Here is a 17,453-nt window from a genome sequence, read left to right on the forward strand (position 1 = left end):
ACTCGGCTTTGTGTCGGGTTTTTTATTTGGAAGGAGAGATTCACAATGCCATCATATAATTACTTCAGAAAACCGTTCTATGCTAATTTAGAAAAACACAAAACACCAGAGCAAAGACAGCAAGAAGAAAATATAAATCGACAAAAAGCAAAACAAAAACAAGAGCAGGATAAAAACCATTTCCTTGAACGATACAATGATTTTGTAAATACATTCAACGCCTCATATCCAGATATAAAAAATCAATATGCTATAATCAAAGTTATGTTTTTAGATATTAGATTCACATCTATTTTACTGAAAAATTTTAAAACTAAAAAGGAGCAATATATTCATTTCAACTATGATACCAGCCAATGGCATGTTACTAAAAATAATTGTCTTTGGGATAATACTAAATATGAAATACTAGAACCCCTCACTACTAAAGAGCAGATGGATATAATATTGGCAAATTTAGGATAATTATTATAAGATTAAGAAATTCAATTTTTTCATTTGACAACTTAATTCTAAAAATAATGTCGGTATATGTCATATGAATTGAATACATTTTACTAAGGAAGTATTATGGAAGCAAAACTTCTAAGGGGGAATGTATGTTGTTTAGGGGTGTAAGAAAATGGCCCGCAGTATTTTTGTTATTGACGTTAACTTTTCTTTTTTCCGTTAACCCAGTAATTGCAATGACTGACATCACAGGCAACGAAATAATTATGGAAAAAATTGATTCTAACAACACAGACACACAAAACTACCTAAACCTTCTCAAAGAATTTCAAAACGATCAAATTAACCAAACCAGATTACAACCACAAAGTTTATCAATCAATCCTAAAAACACATTACAATTACAAAATTTACTAAATATTAAACCAAATAGTGAAAATCCTAGAGTAGTTGAAACCGAACCAAACAATTCTATATCTAAAGCAGACACTATTCACCTTGACGATTATGTTTTTGGTACAATTACGAATTATTATTACGACTTAGATTATTACAAACTAACCATCCCACAAGATTGCACATTAAAAACTATTGGCATATTTGATGGATATGAAAAATATTTAGCAATATGTTTATTAGATAAAAATAATAAAATTTTAAAATCTAGTAGTTATATATCTGCAGCAGAAGCACAATATTTAGAATATAAAGTTTCAGCAGGAACATATTATTTAGTAGTGCTACAAACAGTTGAAAGTAATTATTTAGTAGGGAATATGTATGGACTTGTAGCATATTCAGACGATATATCAACAGATATACCAGTTACTTCTATTTCAGTTGAACCTTCAAATTTAACATTTATTGAAGGTGATGAACCACAAAATATTACCGTAACATTATCACCATCTAATGCAACTGACAGATATTATAATTGGTATTCAAGTAATGGAACAGTAGCAACAATAAAAGATAATAAAGTTATTCCTGGCAAACCAGGAACAACAACAATTACGTTAACGCCACATGACGGAGGTAATTGTTCAACCAAAATATATGTTACAGTAAATCCCAAAGGTTCAACAATTCCAGTTGAAAAAATTACACTTGATATAGAAGCAATATATTTTCCTGAAATAAATTTAAGTGAACAAATATATGCCGAGGTTGAACCATCTAATGCAACTAATAAATCTGTAATATGGTCTAGTGATAATACTGACATAGCAACTGTTTCTCAAGATGGCACCGTTACTGCTGTTAATTTTGGAAATACTATTATTAGAGCAAAATCTGTCGATGGAAACTGTGAAGCAATTTGTAATGTATGTGTATATAATGAAAATGAAATACCTAATATGACGCCTAAATCTAATTATGAAAGTGGTTCATATAAAAATCCTATTGAAGTTGAATTAACTACAGATATGTATGCTAATATTTATTATACACTAGATGGCAGTGATCCTATTGAGAATGGAGACATTTATGAAGAACTAATAAAAATTAATAAAACAACCACTCTTAAAACATATGCAGAATACGACATTGGTGAAAGTAATGTTATAAGTTTTGAGTATGTTATTCAATCAGTAAAGGTAAAATCTCTATCAATAACACCAAAGACATTAAAATTACCTCTTAATCGTGCGGAGCAGTTAGAAGTGATTGCCACATATACAAATAAAACAAAAGAAGATGTTACCGAAGAATGTAGTTATAGTAGTACTGACGAAGATGTTATTACAGTAGATGAATATGGTTGTGTTGAATCAGTTGGTAAAGGTAAATGTAAAATATGGGTTGAGTATGGCGGTAAAAAGAAATCAATTGGTGTTGTTGTAAGATAGTTAGGGTAGAGTAGGGTAGGGGAGTAGTGGATTGCTACTCCCTTTTATTTTTATGTTAAGATAGGGAATCTATAATGAAAGTTAAATGATAATTAAATAATATTTGTTGATGACTACTAATAATACCTTTTTTATTTCTCAATTTTAAGGAGGTGTCACCGCTGACAAATTTAGAACGTTTACAACTTGAAACAAAAGGGATAACCCTAACCCCTAATGAACTGGAAATTTATTTACAGGAAAATGACCTTGATTCAATTACTGTTTATAATCCTGCCAGCAACACTAATAAGCGGAATATCCTAAAAACGGCTTTATCAATTCTGGAATCCATTGCTAATCAGCCACAACTAATGAAGTCATACAAGCAGGATGATATTACTGTCTCCCAATTCCATGAAAATCTAATGGCAAGGATTGACCAATTAGAACGAAAAATTAGAGAGATACCCAATGACGAAAAAATTTATGAGGATGGAGCCAGTTTCTTCTATATGTTTAGTAGTTAGAGAAAGGAGGATTACTTATTGTTCAATTTACTCCAACCAAATGATAATGATTTTCAATACATATTGGATAATTTAGGTCAAGATATATATATTAATAATATCCCTGCAAGGGCATTGATAACAAATACCAATTTAAACGAATCTACAGACAACAAAAAGATAACCACACTCACAAATATTGAGCGTGGTTTTTTGATTGATTATAATAATAAAAAATGGCTTATTATCTCTGAAGTCAATGGCATGAGATACAATAAATATAAGGGCATAATGCAAAAGTGCAATAATAATTTAACCGTAAATATTTCAGGTATTTTATATAATGTTCCTTGTATTGTTACAGATGGTGCTAGTTTAAATGTTGATGCTAGTCAATATTTAATGACTTTAGATACTACTATTTATATTCTAATTGCCAATGATTCCTTTAATAGTAATATTAAGGTTAATGATATTTACAAAATCTCAAAATATAACTATAAAGTTGTAAATGTTGATGATATTAGTAAATTCGGCTTATTAATTCTTAAAATGGAATTCTCAGCAGAAGCACAAGTATTTCCTGATTATTCTATTATAATTACTAATACGAAACCATTGACAACTAATACTAATACACCCGTACAGTTAGATGTTGAGCAAAAAAATGGGGAAACTGTTTTGACTGAACCTTTACCAATGATTTTTAGTTCAAGTGATGAATCGGTGGCTACAGTAGATTCTAATGGTTTAGTTACTCCTATTTCAATTGGTAATGTAAATATAATCGTTCAATTAGAATTTGATGCTACCGTCAATGATTCAATTTCTATTACTGTTGAAGAAGTAGAAATTCCTGAAACTATTACATATACTCTTACAGGTGCAAGTGAGATTGTCAAGGGATACAGTCAAAATTATACTGCAAGCAAACTAGTTAATGGGACAGCAGACCCCAATGCAGTATTTAATTTTTCTATTGATTATTTGGGCAATAGTAGTATAGCAACATTAACAGTTATTAGTAATACTCAATGTTCAATAAAAGCAAATTCAGCAACTTATTATATTTCGTTAGTTGCACAGGATACTAGCACAGGTGATATGATTAGGAAAGAAAATATTAAATTAAAGAATCTATTTTAGAGAATAAAAAGGAGTAGGTTTTTGGCCTACCCCTTTTATTTTTATTCTTTCTTCCAGTACATTGAAACTTTACCGTAATTACATGGACAATCAGAACATAATTCTTTAGCGGATACAATCATTTCATATTCACTTTCGCTTAATCCTGCGCTTAAAACTTTATATTTACGTGAAATATCACATTGTATATGATCATACCATTTTCCAACAATAGGTTGTTTACAGAGGATTGTTTTGCCATAACCATAAACGATATTCATATTTTCACCCCCTATAGATTATCCAAGGGGCTGAATTGACGATGTTTTTTCTGAATATCTTCTGTAAGAAGGTGGACATATTGTCTGGTTGTGGCTAAGTCAGTATGGCCCATAATCTGCTGTAAACTAAATAAATCTCCACCTTGCATTAAATACATTTTTGCGAAAGTATGCCTAAAAGTGTGAGGCGACAAGCGTTTACCTTCAATTTTTGCTTTTTTGCCTACTATTTGAATTTTTCTCAGAACATTTCTGTTTGTTAAGGGAGTGCCCATCCGTGTACTAAATAGATAACCTTCGTCTAAATCCTTGGGGACAGATTTTTCACGTTTGGCAAGAAATTTTAATATCTCACGTTTGACACTTCTGCCAAAGGGAACCTTTCTCTCCTTATGGCCTTTGCCAAAAACTTTTAAAACATTTCTTTCGGTGTCAATGTCAGCAATTTTTAAATTTCTTGCCTCCGAGATTCTCAGGCCACAATCAAAAAGAATCCTGATTAGTAGGGCAGACCTTAAATCTGCATAGACATTTCTTTTTAATTGAGTCAGCATTTTTTTAACTTCCTCGAGTTCAAACGTCTGGATAATAACTTTATCCGTTTTTATTTGCCGAACCTTGGCAAATGGATTTTTCTCAATGTATTCATCTTCCATAAGATAGTTGAACATAACTTTTATCGCACGTATATAGCCGTTGATGCCATTGTCAGCATATTTTTTTCCTAATTTGCTTTTACAATTTTGTAACCAGTGGACATAACCCCTTGCATGTGGGACTCCCATTGAAGTAATTGAAACTTTATTCTCCTTGCAAAAGGTAAGAAATTTGTCTAGCATTGTCTTGTACCAGTCAATGGAATTTTTAGAGAGATTTTTTGTTTCTTGATACATCAGGAAGTAATTTACCAATTCTTGGTTTGTCAATTTGTACCACTCCTTAAAATTTTTTTGTGGTAAATTGACAATTTGATTCGTGAGTTAAGAGGTTAAAAAATGGAGCAATTTTAAAACATGAAATTAAGTTGTCAAAATAAAAAAGGATTCAGAGTAAAAACCCTGAATCCCTTGTCGCTGTAGGTCTGGTGGGGACGGCTGGTTTCGAACCAGCGGCCTCTTGAATGTGAGTCAAGCGCTCTCCCGCTGAGCTACGCCCCCGCGACTATCAACTTGCAATAGTCATGTTAACATAAATATTCCCTAAAAGCAAGGGTGAACGGTCATAAAAATATGTACATGTCATCTATATAATTCAATTTTTCCATCTTTATACCGGCTGGTGAAGTCATACATGTTTAACCTGGCGCACCATTTAATGTCTTCCTCAAGGCCAAGCCGTAAAAGTTTTTGTCCGTGCCGGGAATCGTAAAATGCTCTGATCGGTTCCCGGGCGTAATGCTGGGCGATGCGCAGGGCTCCCGTGGCTGAATCGGCAAGCGAGGGTTTTAGCTGCAGCAGTTCCTGTATCACAAATCCGGCCGCCAGGGTGTCCTCCAGGGAAAATTTATCCGCGGTGCCGGCACAGATGAGTACAATGTCCTTGCCTTTTTTTGCCGCTGCCAGGGCGGTTGCCTTTGCGTTCAACATGCCGGCTATAAAAATGTCGGACGCCCTGGCGGCCCCACTGATGGCCCTGGTGCCGTTGGAGGTGGTAAGCACCAGGTAATTGCCGGTAACCACCTGTGGTGTATATTCCAGAGGCGAGTTGCCGTGGGGGAAAAAGGGTATCTTCTGTCCTCCCCGCTCTCCCGCCAGCAACATTATCCCCGGATGAGCGTTGTTTATTTTTTTCTGGGGCTCCGCCGCCAGCGACCGGGCTTCCTCCACGGAAACCACCGGAAAAATTCCCAAACATCCGTTGGCCAGCGCTGTGGTTATGGTGCTGGTGGCTCTGAGCACATCAAATACCACTGCGGTTTTTCCGGTTAAATCATGGTCAGGTATATGTTTCGCGGCCGCAATTACTTCTATTAACATGTGTTATCCTCCAAACAGGTCCGGGGACACACCTTTGTGGACTATCTTAATTCTTTTTTAATTTTAAACAAAAACTCGCGAAGGAATGTCCCGGCGTATATCCACTAATCTATTATACATATTGGTGCAGGATTAGGGAAAGCATTGCTAGCACATAGCAAACAAAAGTTTAAAGATAACTTTAAATTAATTTAAAGATAACAAAATGTGGCAAGGTATTGGCAAAAAAAAGAATTTTTCAGGCATATTGAAGGAAGTTTTCCTTTGAAGTCGAATATTGCATATAAAGGTATTATTCTGCAATATTTAGCAAAACAGGGAGGGGGCGCCCGGCGTTTGAAGCGTTCTTCGAAAAAACAAAAAAAGGATAATTCGGAACGCTGGTTGCTGACATACTCAGACATGATTACACTCTTGCTCATTTTTTTTATTGTATTATACACCATGAGCAAGATAGATGTGGAAAAATGGAGGGTGCTTTCAAATTCACTTACCCAGGCGCTGGGGGCGGGTGGTATGGTGCTTGACGCACCCGGTCCTTCCATGGTGGAGGGATTGTCACAGCCGGAGACTATCCATACTTCAGCGGAAACCGCGCAACTGGAAAAATTAAAGCAGCAGCTTCAGGAGTATATAACCAAGGCGCAGCTTGATAAGAAAGTGTCTGTCAGCACCGAGGAGAGAGGAATAGTGCTTTCCTTCCAGGAGGAAGTGTTGTTCAATCTTGGATCAGCCGAATTAACCCCTTCCGCGAGGGGAATCATACACAAAATAGGGCCTATATTGGAAACCGTTCCCAATTATATGCGGATAGAGGGGCATACCGACGACCTGCCCATCAATACCAGGCAGTACCCTTCCAACTGGGAGCTTTCAGCCGCCAGAGCCATCAATGTATTGAGGGAATTGGAAAAAGGCTTCGATATACTGCCCCAGCGGCTTTCCGCGGCGGCTTACGGGGAGTTCAGGCCAAGGGCGCCGAACATATCCAGCGATAACCGGCAGCTTAACAGGCGCGTCAATATAGTTATCATGAGAAACAAATTTATCATGACGGAGCCCGAATCAGCGAGGATCGTACCGGCTGAGGAATTTAACAATAGTCAGGCAGTTAGGTAAGGAATAGATAAGGGAAAGGATTATCTGTATGGAAGCTACAATGATTGTCGCCTTTTTAGTGGCTGTATTTTCCCTGGCAGGGGGTTTTCTGTGGGACGGCGGACACCTGTCCTCGCTTTTTAAACCCAGTGCCGCGCTGATTGTTTTCGGGGGGACCGCCGGGTGTACATTCTTTAGTTTTACATTTAATGAAATAAAAAACATTCCCACCCTTTTTAGGGTGGCGCTCCAGGCCAAATCCCAGGATCCCGCCGAGATCATCGACCTGATAGTGGGGCTGGCGGATGAGGCCAGGCGGGAGGGCCTGCTGTTTCTGGAGAACCGCCTGAATGAAGTTCATGATCCTTTTTTGCGGAAAGGTATTCAACTGGTTGTGGACGGAACAGACCCCGAACTGGTTAGAAGCATAATGGATGTGGAGCTTTATTCCATTGAGGAAAGGCATCACGCCGGCATACAGATTTTTGAGGCCGCCGGTGGTTACGCGCCCACCATGGGAATTATAGGCACGGTTATGGGACTGGTGCACGTATTGGGAAGCGTGTCCGACCCCAACGGCCTTGCTTCCGCCATTGCCGTGGCGTTCATGGCCACTTTTTACGGAATAGGCAGCGCCAACGTGGTCTTTCTACCAATGGCCGCCAGGTTGGGCAATATCAGCAAAAAAGAAGTGCTTTTAAGAGAGCTTATGGTGGAGGGGATTGTTTCCCTGCAGGCCGGCTACAATCCGATACTGATCAGGGAAAGGCTTACGGCGTTTTTAAACCCGTCCGCCCGTAATAGGAGCAAAGAAGAGGAAGAGGAATAATACATAGTTATTGGGGGGTAAAAGATGGCTGACAATAGAAATGAAGAACAGGCCGTGGTTTTTTATCTGCGGGAGCAGACTTACGGTATTGATATTGATTCAGTGCTGGAAATAATTCGCATGGAGTCCATTGTGCAGGTGCCGGGTACCCCTCACTTTATTGAAGGCATTATTAATCTCAGGGGCCGCATAGTGCCTGTAATGGATCTTGCCAGGTGGTTCGGGCTGGAGGCGTCGGAAATCACTTCATCATCCCGGATTATCATAGTGGAGGCCGGGGAAAGCACGGTGGGAATGATTGTTGATTCCGTTTCCGAGGTATTAAGATTTCCCGTGTCCTGTATTGAGCCTCCGCCGCCGATGATCGGCAATATGGAATTTATCAGGGGGGTAGCTCTGTTTGACCAGCGCATGATAATTCTGCTGGAATTGGCCAGGGTGCTGCGGGAGGAAGAAAAAACGGCCCTTGACCAACTTGACATGAATGCATTAAAAAGTTACGTGTAAGGGGTGATGACAGTATGTTCAGCGACGTTGAAATGATGGTATTCATGGAGGAACTGGAAGAGAAAATTCAGCTGATAAATGATAATGTGCTGTTGCTGGAGAAGGACGGTGAAAGTCCGGCGGTTATCCAGGAGATATTCCGGGCGGCCCACACCATAAAAGGATCGTCGGCGGTGATGGGCTACGAGAAAATGTCCCGGCTTACGCATGAAATAGAAAACCTGTTTGACCGCCTGCGCCAGGGAACTATGAAGGTGACAACTCCCATGGTGGACATACTGTTTGAGGCGCTGGACACTCTTAAAGCCCTGAAGGATGAAATAACCGGGGATGCCGGAGAGGTGGACGAGGCACCGGTTATTCAAAAAATAAAATCCTGTCTTGGGGAAACCGGCGGCTGCGCTCCGGCAGCAGCGGAAACCCCCGCCCCCGCCGGACCGGTTGTGTCTGAACAGCCTGACGGGACTTTTAAAGATATGCTTCAGATAGACGATATTCTTGAGAATATGGTAAGAGAAGCCGAGGTAAGAGGCTACCAGGCTTATAAAATAAACATTGAGGTGGACCCGGGCACCCAGATGAAAAATGTTCGGGCCTTTCTGGTGTTTGAATCCCTGCAGCAGGTGGGGGATATCATCAGGAGCATTCCTTCGGCGGAGGATTTGCAAGACGGCAAATACGACCAGGGATTCACCCTGGTGCTGTTTACCAAGGAAGACCAGGGGGAAATAACCAACCTGCTCATGTCAATAGCTGAAATAAGCAGGGTTGAGGTAGTGCCCCTGGAAATAAACGGGCATGTTGCCGACGGTGACACCGCCGTCGAGAATAATTTTGGGCAGCAAGCCGCCGAGGTAAACGAGACCCGGAAGGATTCCGGGGATATTAAAAAGGCGGCCGCCCCCCATATGGAAAAGACCACCATTAAAACCGTCCGGGTGGATGTGCAGAAGCTTGATTCCCTGATGAACCTGGTGGGGGAACTGGTTATTGACCGCACCAGGCTGGACCGTTTTTCGGAGATATTTGAGGGCAAGTACGGTTCGGATGATTTGGCCGAGAATATACTGGAAATTTCCAATCATTTGGGGCAGGTTACCACCGACCTTCAGGATGAAATAATGAAGGCCAGGATGCTTCCCGTGGCAACCGTTTTTAACCGTTTGCCCAGGATGGTGCGGGATATAGCTCAAAAATTGGGCAGGGAAATCGACTTTATCGTGGAAGGCCAGGAAACGGAACTGGACCGTAACGTTATTGAAATAATCGGCGATCCCCTTATTCACCTAATCAGGAACGCCATCGACCATGGAATTGAGCCCCCCGAGGAAAGGGTTGCCCTAGGCAAACCCCGGACCGGCCGGGTAAAATTAAAGGCTTCCTACGTGGAAAGCCACATCGTCATAACCCTGGAAGACGACGGGCGGGGCATGGACGCGGCCAAATTAAAGGCAACCGCCGTTAAAAAGGGGATAATCACCGGGGAAGCCGCCGCCCGGATGAGCGACCGCGAGGCCCTGGAACTGATCATGGCCCCGGGATTTTCCACCGCCCAGGTGGTAAGCGATGTTTCCGGCCGGGGCGTGGGTATGGATATAGTGAGAAACCAAATAGAGCAAATAAACGGCACTGTTGAACTGGACACCTCCGTTGGCCGGGGCACCACTTTCTACATCAAGCTGCCCCTTACCCTGGCTATTATCAGGGCGTTAATGGTGAGTCTGGGCGAGCAGGTTTATGCCTTCCCGCTCACCAATGTCCAGGAAACCCTGGCCATAAAGCGGGAGGAAATTAAACTTATCCGCCACAATGAAGTTATAGTGGTGCGGGGGAGAGTGCTGCCCCTGGTCCGCCTGTCCAACATATACCAGATGGAAGAGGCGGATGAAGAAAGGCTTTATGTGGTAATCCTGGGCTCGGCGGAGCGCAGGATAGGTGTGGTTGTGCACAGGTTAATAGGCGAGCAGGAGATAGTCATTAAGTCGCTGGGCAATTACCTCGGGCAGATTACCGGGCTTTCCGGAGCCACAATACTTGGGGACGGACGGGTGGCTCTGATAGTGGACGCCAGGGGACTGGTTAAAGAGTTGGGCACCGAGGAGCTTGCCTATGCCGCCAATTAAGGTTCTGGTGGTGGATGATTCGGCCCTGATGAGGCGCCTGATCACCCGCTTTCTGGAGGTTGATGGGGAGTTCCAGGTAATAGACACGGCCTCCAACGGTGAAGAGGCCATTAAAAAAATAATTAACCTTCGTCCGGATGTGGTGACCCTGGACGTGGAAATGCCGGTTATGGACGGTCTTACAACCCTGAGCACCATTATGAAGCAGCGTCCCATACCGGTGGTAATGTTAAGCGCCCTTACCTACGAAGGGGCCAGGGAAACCATGCGGGCGCTTTCCCTGGGGGCCGTGGATTTCGTATCCAAACCCACCAAACCGGGAGAAATGGAAGCCATGGTGGCGGACCTTAAATTTAAATTAAGGGCGGCCGCCCAGGCTTCCTTGCGCAGAGTCGCCCAGAGAAAGGCGATTTCTCCCATCAGGCCGGTTGCGCCGGTTATCACCCCAACCGGTCACCAACCCAGGACCGGTGGGAAAGTGGGGTTGGTGGTTATCGGGTCCTCCACCGGCGGGCCCGCCGCCCTGCAGCAACTGGTTCCGGTCTTGCCGACCACCCTTTCGGCGGGAGTGGTCATAGTGCAGCACATACCGGTGGGATTTTCTGGGCCCATGTCGGAGCACCTGGACAGAAAGTCAAAATTAAAGGTGAAACACGCGGCCCAGGGAGATCCGGTGACTCCCGGAACTGTGCTGGTGGCTCCGGCAGGCTACGACCTCACCTTCAGGGGAAGGCCGGGGGCACTCACGGTAAACCTGGACCCCGGAAAAGGTCCCGTGCCGCCGGGGGGGTTCAGGCCGTCGGTGGATGTGGTTATGTCGTCGGCGGCTCAAACCTGCGGCGCTGGTTGCATGGGGGTTCTTCTCACCGGCATGGGGAGGGACGGGGCAAAAGGCATGCTGGAAATAAGGCAGCGCAGGGGGCATACCATTGCCGAGGCGGAAAGCACCTGCGTGGTGTACGGCATGCCCAAGGCTGCTTATGAAATCGGAGCGGCGGAAAAGGTGCTGCCGCTCTATGATATTGCCCAGGAAATTGTAAAAATGATATAAGTAATGAAAATAAATGGGAAGCAGCCTCCTGTGAATTGATTCGCGCGCGAGGCTGTTCTTGTTTATTGGGCATAACACTATAATTGTCCTTGTTTCGTTTCGTGTTATCTGAATGCTGTTACGGTCAATTGCACCCACATACCTGCAATGGTATAATTAGGGAAATTGCCTGGAAGAAGGTGCAATATGGACGTTATTACATCTGCCGACATGAAAAACATCTTTTATATCATAATTAAATACTTTACCGGTAAGCAGCATGTCCTGGCCGTTTATCTTTTCGGTTCCGCAGCCAAAAACCTGATGCAAAAAAATAGCGACATCGATATTGCCGTATTATTAGATGAGAAAATAAAAAATAAAATACAGCGCTTTGACTTGATCCTGACTGCCGGAATGGAACTGGAAAAAGAAACAGGCCGGTCATTCGACGTGGTGGATATTACCAAAGTCCCTTTGGTACTTCAGCATCAAATACTTAAGACAGGTCAATTACTGCTGGAAAACGACAGGCCGGCACGAATAAACTTTGAAGTTGGATCCCGCCGGAAATATTTTGATTTGCTGCCTCTTTACAAAGCAAGGGACAAAAACATATTGCAAGAGTTCAAGGGGTGAAACAACAATGGTTGAAATGCCCAACATGGTCAATTTTTACATGGTGAGGTTATATAAAAGGGCAGAGCGACTATGGGCCTGACTCCGGAGGCGCGGCGGAAAAGGTGCCGCCGCTCTATGATATTGCCCAGGAAATTGTAAAAATGATATAAAGTTTTATAATGCTCTGCCGATTTTAGAAATAAGATACACTGAAGAAGGTCGGTAGAGATGAAAATATTCGGTTACGGCCCCGCGGATATAACCAGGCTGTACAGGGCCGGCGCAAATAAGGATAAACTGCAAAGAAGCGGCGCAGGGGCTTCGCCAGGCGGGGATACCTTGCAGATATCCCAGGAAGGCAAGGCACTGCAAACATTCAAGGCCGTTTTAAAGGATATGCCCCTGGTGAGGGAAGATCTGGTCGAGGATATTAAGTCACAGATTAATAAAGGCGCCTACAAACCCGATGCCGGAAAAATTGCCGAAGGTATAATCAGGGAGAGGCTTCTTGACGAGGAAGTGTAGTAATTGAAAGGCGGGCCGAAACCCGCCTTGTTTGGTTTTGCCGAATTTTTTTCGGCAGGGTTGACCGGGACAAGAATATTACGGCAGGGATGATATATGGAAAATTTATTACAAGAGCTTATTGACGTGCTGGAACAACAAAATGCAACCTTGGCGGATATGCTGCCGGCGGCCAAGGAGCATAATGCCGCCCTCAGGAAAAATAATCCCCCAGGCATGGTGGCCGCGGTGATGAGACTGGAAGAGGTGTCCGGGACACTGCATAGGCAGGATAAACAAAGAGAAAAGCTTCAGCACGAATTAGCGGAGGAGTTGGGACTTAACCGGCAGGCGCGGCTATCCGATATTTTGGCCGGGGCGGGTGAATCACCGTCTATATCCAGACTTAAACCGCTCGCCGCTGAAATAAAGGATAAAATAGAAGAATTGTCGGCGATTAACGATATCAACCAGGCGCTGGCCGCCAGGGGGCTGCAGTTTACCTCGCGGTTCCTTAATATAATCGCCCCAAGCGATACCAACACCTATGCGGGCAGCGGGGTATTTAAAAATGAAAGAAGCACCAGCTCGGTTTTAAACAAAACTATTTAAGACAGGTGGTATTATTATATGCCGGGAACATGGCTAGGTCTTGAAACAGGTAGAAGGGGAATAATGGTGCACCAGAGGAGCCTGGACACCACCGGGCACAACCTGGCCAACGCCAGCACCCCGGGTTACTCCAGGCAGGAGGTAATGATTACTGCCACCGATCCCTTTTCAAATCCCACCATGGACAGCGCCGTCACCCCGGGGCAGCTGGGCACGGGCTCCATGGTAAATATGATCCGCCGGATTACCGACGAGCATCTGCAGCAAAATGTATACAGGTCCGCCACCGACACCACCTACTGGGAGGATCAGATATCCATCCTGCAAAGGGCCGAATCCTCCTTCTCCGAGCCTGATACCGACGGTATAGACGACCTGCTGGTTGATTTCTTCAAAGCCTGGATGGACCTGAATAATACGCCCCAGGACCCTGGTGTCAAAGCGGCGGTTGTTGAGGTTGGAGACGGGTTGGCGAATTTGATGTCCTATACATACAGCCAGTTGAAGGAAATACAGAATTCGGTTGTCTCTGTGGATGATACCCCGGAGGTGGTTGGAGGCATTATAAAGGAACAGGTGGACAGCGCCAATGACGTTTTAACCCAGATTAATGACTTGACCGAAGCCATTAAGAAAATTTATGATCTGGGACAGCAGCCCAATGACCTGATGGATAAACGTGATGCGCTGCTGGAGCAACTGGCCGAGTTCGGCCCGGTAAAGGTCACCTACGGATATACCGGCGGAAAGCCGAACGGCGAGCTGCAGGTCAGCTTTATGGGGCAGGAGGTTGTTAATTCCGAGGATCCGGAGTTTCAGCCGGTAACGCTGAGCCTTAATTATAATGACGGCGGAACCGATGATGATGACACCGATGATACAATCGAACTTGTGTTTTCCGACCCTGACGGCACCGAGTTAAAGACGGTGGATTTGACCAATCAGGAGGATTTAAGCGATTCCGATAATATTGTAAGCGGCGGTTCTCTGCTGGGAGTGGAGGCGGCCAGGCAGCAGATTGTCGGATTTAAGGATAAATTAAACAACTTTGCCATTACCCTGAGGGACAACATTATGGCGGACAGCACCAATTATTTTTTCCAGGGCGACCTGGTAAATGGTGACTTCAATGTGATACCAAGCCTGATAAACGACCCTTCTCAACTGGATGGCGACAAGGCCAAGAACAATGCCAACGTTAGGTCATCGGAAATAGAGATTCCGCCACTGACAAAACCCTGCACACTGGAGGAATATTTTGGGATTTTAATCACGGAGGTGGGCGGCGCGGCAAAGGGAGCCGACGACATGGCAGCCACCCAGTCCGCCATCAGGGATCAAATCGCCGCCTTGAGGGATTCCGTGTCCGGCGTATCCATAGACGAGGAATTAACCAAAATGCTTCAGTTTCAATATGGTTTTCAGGCATCCTCCAGGATGATAACTACAATAGACAGCATGCTGGATGTAATAATAAACAAGTTGTTCTAAAAGGGTATTGAGGATTATTTTTAGGGCGGGAGGGTATTTATGCGAATCAGCAACAGATATATTACCAACAATGTAATAAACAGTATTCAGGGGAATTTAAGCAGGCTGGCCCGCAGCCAGGAGCAACTAGCTTCCACTAAAAAGGTTTTGCGGCCCAGCGACAACCCAAATGCGATGGGTTCACTTTTATCAATAAAGAATACCCTTTCCTATAATGAGCAGTATAGTAAAAACATTGACGACGGGTTATCCTACCTGGGCATGAATGATACAGCCCTGGGCACCATAGGGGATATTTTGAAAAAGGCCAGTGAATATGCCCTTCAGGCGGCCAATGATACTTATAATCCTGATGACCGGGCGGCAGTAGCCACCCAAATAGATAAAATGATTGATCAGATTGTAGACCTGGCCAACTCATCCGTAGGTGATAAATATATATACGCGGGAACGGACAACAATGCGGCTCCCTTTGAAAGAGAGGGGGACAAGATAATTTACAAAGGAAACTTCGAAGGCTTGTACAGAGAAGTGTCCCCAGGCAAGGATTATAGGATTGACGCGCCGGGCGTTACCACCGGCGTAGAGATTGACGGTGTGAATAATGAAGCGCTGGCTTCCGAAAAACCGGAGGTTACCAGCAGGCAAACCAATACAAACATAGTTGGCGTATTAAGTGTAAAAGTTGATGCTGTGTCCGGAACGGTTACGATAAACGGAAAAATTCAGGATTTAACTGATCCCGAAAACCCCGTGGAGACAGATTATGATAACGTAACCATGACATTTGACGAGTTGGGAACAGCCGGTGACGTGCTTGACGGACTTGATATTGATTTTAGTAATTCTGCCGACGGGTCGGAATATAATTTAAGTTTCGGGAAGCTTGGAGTCTTCGGGAATGTGGATGACAGCGGTGTGGTTTATGACCCTGCGGATACCGGCAAGTCTGAAATTGACAAGGGAATTTTTGATGTTCTATTTGCCCTGAGGGACAGGCTCAGTAATAATGACACCGACGGCTTGCAGAAAAGCATTGATGAATTGGACCAGAAAAATGACCAGGCGCTTCAGTACCGTGTGGCCATAGGAGCCCGCACCAATCACTTCGAGGGTATTCAGGCGCAGTTGCTGGACCAGGAAGTTGCCCTTAAAGCTAATTTAAACAATATAGAAGGCGCTGATATGGAAAAGCTGACAATAGAGTATGCCGAGCAGAATCTTGCATATAATGCTTCCCTGGCTTCGGGAGCAAGTATGATGCAGTTGAGCCTGCTGGACTTTCTCCGCTAGTGTGAGCTTGCAATAAGAAGATTAATTATATATTGGTGGGGAGGAGGAGGAAATGAAAATAGGCTCCGGGGGGCATAATGCCCAGGCAGCCCAGGATGCCGTCGCAGCCAGACAGCAAGAGCAGATCAGGCTAAAACCCACCCTGGAACAGGAACTGCTTCAATCGCAAAAACAGGGTTTGGAGCTTAATAAACCGGTGCTTCACCCAAATAAATCCGCGGAATTGGAAGGTTACCTCCGAAACAAAGAAACATCCGGAGAGGGTAAAAAGAACAAAGACTCCGGTGGAAAACGCCAGGAAGGCGATAAGCCAAAAGACTCAGACAGCCCGGATAAAGACATGCCTCCAGGGTTAAAAGGGGTTCTGCTGGATAAATATATGTAACGAAACCGATATTTTGGGGTGACCGGACAGGTCACCTTAAATAGTTTAAACCTTTATCACGGGAGGGCGGAAATGAAAATAGAGACTACCCGTTTCGGAAATCTGGAAATTAAAGAAGAAAAAATAATAACCTTTCCCCGGGGAATACCCGGTTTTGAAAATGTAAGACGGTTTTTTTTACTGCCGGTGGAAGGCCTGGAAGACATACACTGGCTGCAGGCTGTGGAGAACCCCGGGGTGGCCCTGCTGGTAATTGACCCCTTTAAATATTTTATAGACTATTCCTTTGAAATCCCCGGCCCGGACCTGGAGGAACTGGAAATAACAGAGCAGGCGCAGGTGCTGGTAATAGCCGTGGTAACCATTCCCGGGGATGACCCTGCACTGACCACCGCCAACCTGCTGGCCCCGGTGATTATTAACACCCGCACAAGCCGGGCCAGGCAGATCATTTTGAATGGTTTGCCCTACACTACCAGACACAGGCTTTTTCCGGACATGAATTCCTCCAGTGAAAAGAAAAAGTGTAATGTTTCAGGCGGGGAGGGGAAATAATGCTGGTGCTCACCCGCAAAAAAAATCAGGGCATTATGCTGGGGGATAATATTTCGGTTGTAATACTGGAAATTAAGGACGATGTGGTAAAAATAGGAATAGAGGCTCCCAAGGACACAATTATATTAAGGAGCGAACTGTATAAATCCGTGACAGATGAAAACATTACCGCAGTTTCCACCGGTAAATCCGCAGCGGAAATGCTTATGAATATCATGTCGAAAAAGAAATAAAT

General features: G+C 44.0%; 20 protein-coding genes and 1 tRNA gene. 17 read left to right on the forward strand and 4 right to left on the reverse strand.

What is annotated here, in order from left to right; all coding sequences use genetic code 11:
• Positions 1 to 45 precede the first annotated feature (45 nt).
• The 4 genes from DCCM_RS02135 to DCCM_RS02150 all read left to right on the forward strand — a co-directional run bounded on the left by DCCM_RS02135 (position 46) and on the right by DCCM_RS02150 (position 3,934).
• Entirely contained in the window at positions 46 to 465 is a 420-nt protein-coding gene (locus tag DCCM_RS02135) for a hypothetical protein (RefSeq protein WP_104370816.1), read from the forward strand.
• Between the two features lie 134 nt (positions 466 to 599).
• A complete protein-coding gene (locus DCCM_RS02140) occupies positions 600 to 2,300 on the forward strand; it encodes an Ig-like domain-containing protein (protein WP_104370817.1) in 1,701 nt (566 codons plus the stop codon).
• Between the two features lie 152 nt (positions 2,301 to 2,452).
• Positions 2,453 to 2,809 (forward strand): hypothetical protein, encoded by a 357-nt coding sequence (locus DCCM_RS02145; RefSeq protein WP_231702608.1) that lies wholly within the window; start codon positions 2,453 to 2,455, stop codon positions 2,807 to 2,809.
• 18 nt (positions 2,810 to 2,827) lie between these two features.
• Positions 2,828 to 3,934, forward strand: a complete 1,107-nt coding sequence (locus tag DCCM_RS02150; RefSeq protein ID WP_104370818.1) for an Ig-like domain-containing protein — start codon at positions 2,828 to 2,830, stop codon at positions 3,932 to 3,934.
• Between the two features lie 41 nt (positions 3,935 to 3,975).
• On the opposite strand, the gene DCCM_RS02155 is transcribed toward DCCM_RS02150, so the two are convergent.
• The 4 genes from DCCM_RS02155 to DCCM_RS02170 all read right to left on the reverse strand — a co-directional run bounded on the left by DCCM_RS02155 (position 3,976) and on the right by DCCM_RS02170 (position 6,170).
• Positions 3,976 to 4,194: a hypothetical protein gene (locus DCCM_RS02155; protein ID WP_104370819.1), complete on the reverse strand. Its 219-nt coding sequence runs from the start codon at positions 4,192 to 4,194 to the stop codon at positions 3,976 to 3,978.
• Between the two features lie 11 nt (positions 4,195 to 4,205).
• Positions 4,206 to 5,120: a tyrosine-type recombinase/integrase gene (locus DCCM_RS02160; RefSeq protein WP_104370820.1), complete on the reverse strand. Its 915-nt coding sequence runs from the start codon at positions 5,118 to 5,120 to the stop codon at positions 4,206 to 4,208.
• 156 nt (positions 5,121 to 5,276) lie between these two features.
• Positions 5,277 to 5,351, reverse strand: a tRNA-Val gene (locus tag DCCM_RS02165).
• Between the two features lie 81 nt (positions 5,352 to 5,432).
• The gene (locus DCCM_RS02170; protein WP_104370821.1) at positions 5,433 to 6,170 is read right to left on the reverse strand and encodes a 2-phosphosulfolactate phosphatase; all 738 of its coding nucleotides are present in this window, start codon (positions 6,168 to 6,170) and stop codon (positions 5,433 to 5,435) included.
• A 336-nt stretch (positions 6,171 to 6,506) separates the two neighbouring features.
• Here DCCM_RS02170 and DCCM_RS02175 point away from each other — a divergent pair, with 336 nt between their 5' ends.
• The 13 genes from DCCM_RS02175 to csrA all read left to right on the forward strand — a co-directional run bounded on the left by DCCM_RS02175 (position 6,507) and on the right by csrA (position 17,451).
• The gene (locus DCCM_RS02175) at positions 6,507 to 7,289 is read left to right on the forward strand and encodes a flagellar motor protein MotB (RefSeq protein ID WP_104370851.1); all 783 of its coding nucleotides are present in this window, start codon (positions 6,507 to 6,509) and stop codon (positions 7,287 to 7,289) included.
• Positions 7,290 to 7,317: 28 nt separating this feature from the next.
• A complete protein-coding gene (locus DCCM_RS02180) occupies positions 7,318 to 8,097 on the forward strand; it encodes a flagellar motor protein (protein WP_104370822.1) in 780 nt (259 codons plus the stop codon).
• A 24-nt stretch (positions 8,098 to 8,121) separates the two neighbouring features.
• Positions 8,122 to 8,604 carry a chemotaxis protein CheW gene (locus DCCM_RS02185; protein ID WP_104370823.1) on the forward strand — a complete coding sequence of 161 codons (483 nt, stop codon included), beginning with the start codon at positions 8,122 to 8,124 and terminating at the stop codon, positions 8,602 to 8,604.
• 14 nt (positions 8,605 to 8,618) lie between these two features.
• Complete coding sequence (locus DCCM_RS02190; RefSeq protein ID WP_104370824.1) at positions 8,619 to 10,727, forward strand: chemotaxis protein CheA; 2,109 nt, start codon at positions 8,619 to 8,621, stop codon at positions 10,725 to 10,727.
• Positions 10,714 to 11,778 (forward strand): protein-glutamate methylesterase/protein-glutamine glutaminase, encoded by a 1,065-nt coding sequence (locus DCCM_RS02195; RefSeq protein ID WP_104370825.1) that lies wholly within the window; start codon positions 10,714 to 10,716, stop codon positions 11,776 to 11,778. Before DCCM_RS02190 ends, DCCM_RS02195 begins: the two co-directional genes overlap by 14 nt.
• A 186-nt stretch (positions 11,779 to 11,964) precedes the next feature.
• Positions 11,965 to 12,396 (forward strand): type VII toxin-antitoxin system MntA family adenylyltransferase antitoxin, encoded by a 432-nt coding sequence (gene mntA / locus DCCM_RS02200; protein ID WP_104370826.1) that lies wholly within the window; start codon positions 11,965 to 11,967, stop codon positions 12,394 to 12,396.
• Positions 12,397 to 12,606: 210 nt separating this feature from the next.
• Positions 12,607 to 12,903, forward strand: a complete 297-nt coding sequence (flgM, locus tag DCCM_RS02205) for a flagellar biosynthesis anti-sigma factor FlgM (RefSeq protein WP_104370827.1) — start codon at positions 12,607 to 12,609, stop codon at positions 12,901 to 12,903.
• A gap of 96 nt (positions 12,904 to 12,999) precedes the next feature.
• The gene (locus DCCM_RS02210) at positions 13,000 to 13,494 is read left to right on the forward strand and encodes a flagellar protein FlgN (RefSeq protein ID WP_104370828.1); all 495 of its coding nucleotides are present in this window, start codon (positions 13,000 to 13,002) and stop codon (positions 13,492 to 13,494) included.
• Between the two features lie 18 nt (positions 13,495 to 13,512).
• Entirely contained in the window at positions 13,513 to 14,985 is a 1,473-nt protein-coding gene (flgK, locus tag DCCM_RS02215) for a flagellar hook-associated protein FlgK (protein WP_104370829.1), read from the forward strand.
• Positions 14,986 to 15,024: 39 nt separating this feature from the next.
• Positions 15,025 to 16,278, forward strand: coding sequence for a flagellar hook-associated protein FlgL (gene flgL, locus DCCM_RS02220; protein WP_104370830.1), 1,254 nt, complete (start codon positions 15,025 to 15,027; stop codon positions 16,276 to 16,278).
• Between the two features lie 52 nt (positions 16,279 to 16,330).
• Positions 16,331 to 16,663, forward strand: coding sequence for a hypothetical protein (locus tag DCCM_RS02225; RefSeq protein WP_104370831.1), 333 nt, complete (start codon positions 16,331 to 16,333; stop codon positions 16,661 to 16,663).
• A gap of 72 nt (positions 16,664 to 16,735) precedes the next feature.
• Complete coding sequence (gene fliW, locus DCCM_RS02230; RefSeq protein ID WP_104370832.1) at positions 16,736 to 17,218, forward strand: flagellar assembly protein FliW; 483 nt, start codon at positions 16,736 to 16,738, stop codon at positions 17,216 to 17,218.
• Entirely contained in the window at positions 17,218 to 17,451 is a 234-nt protein-coding gene (gene csrA, locus DCCM_RS02235) for a carbon storage regulator CsrA (protein ID WP_104370833.1), read from the forward strand. Before fliW ends, csrA begins: the two co-directional genes overlap by 1 nt.
• Positions 17,452 to 17,453: the final 2 nt, after the last annotated feature.

The organism is Desulfocucumis palustris (assembly GCF_002933875.1).
Taxonomy (GTDB): Bacteria; Bacillota; Desulfotomaculia; order Desulfotomaculales; family Desulfocucumaceae; genus Desulfocucumis; species Desulfocucumis palustris.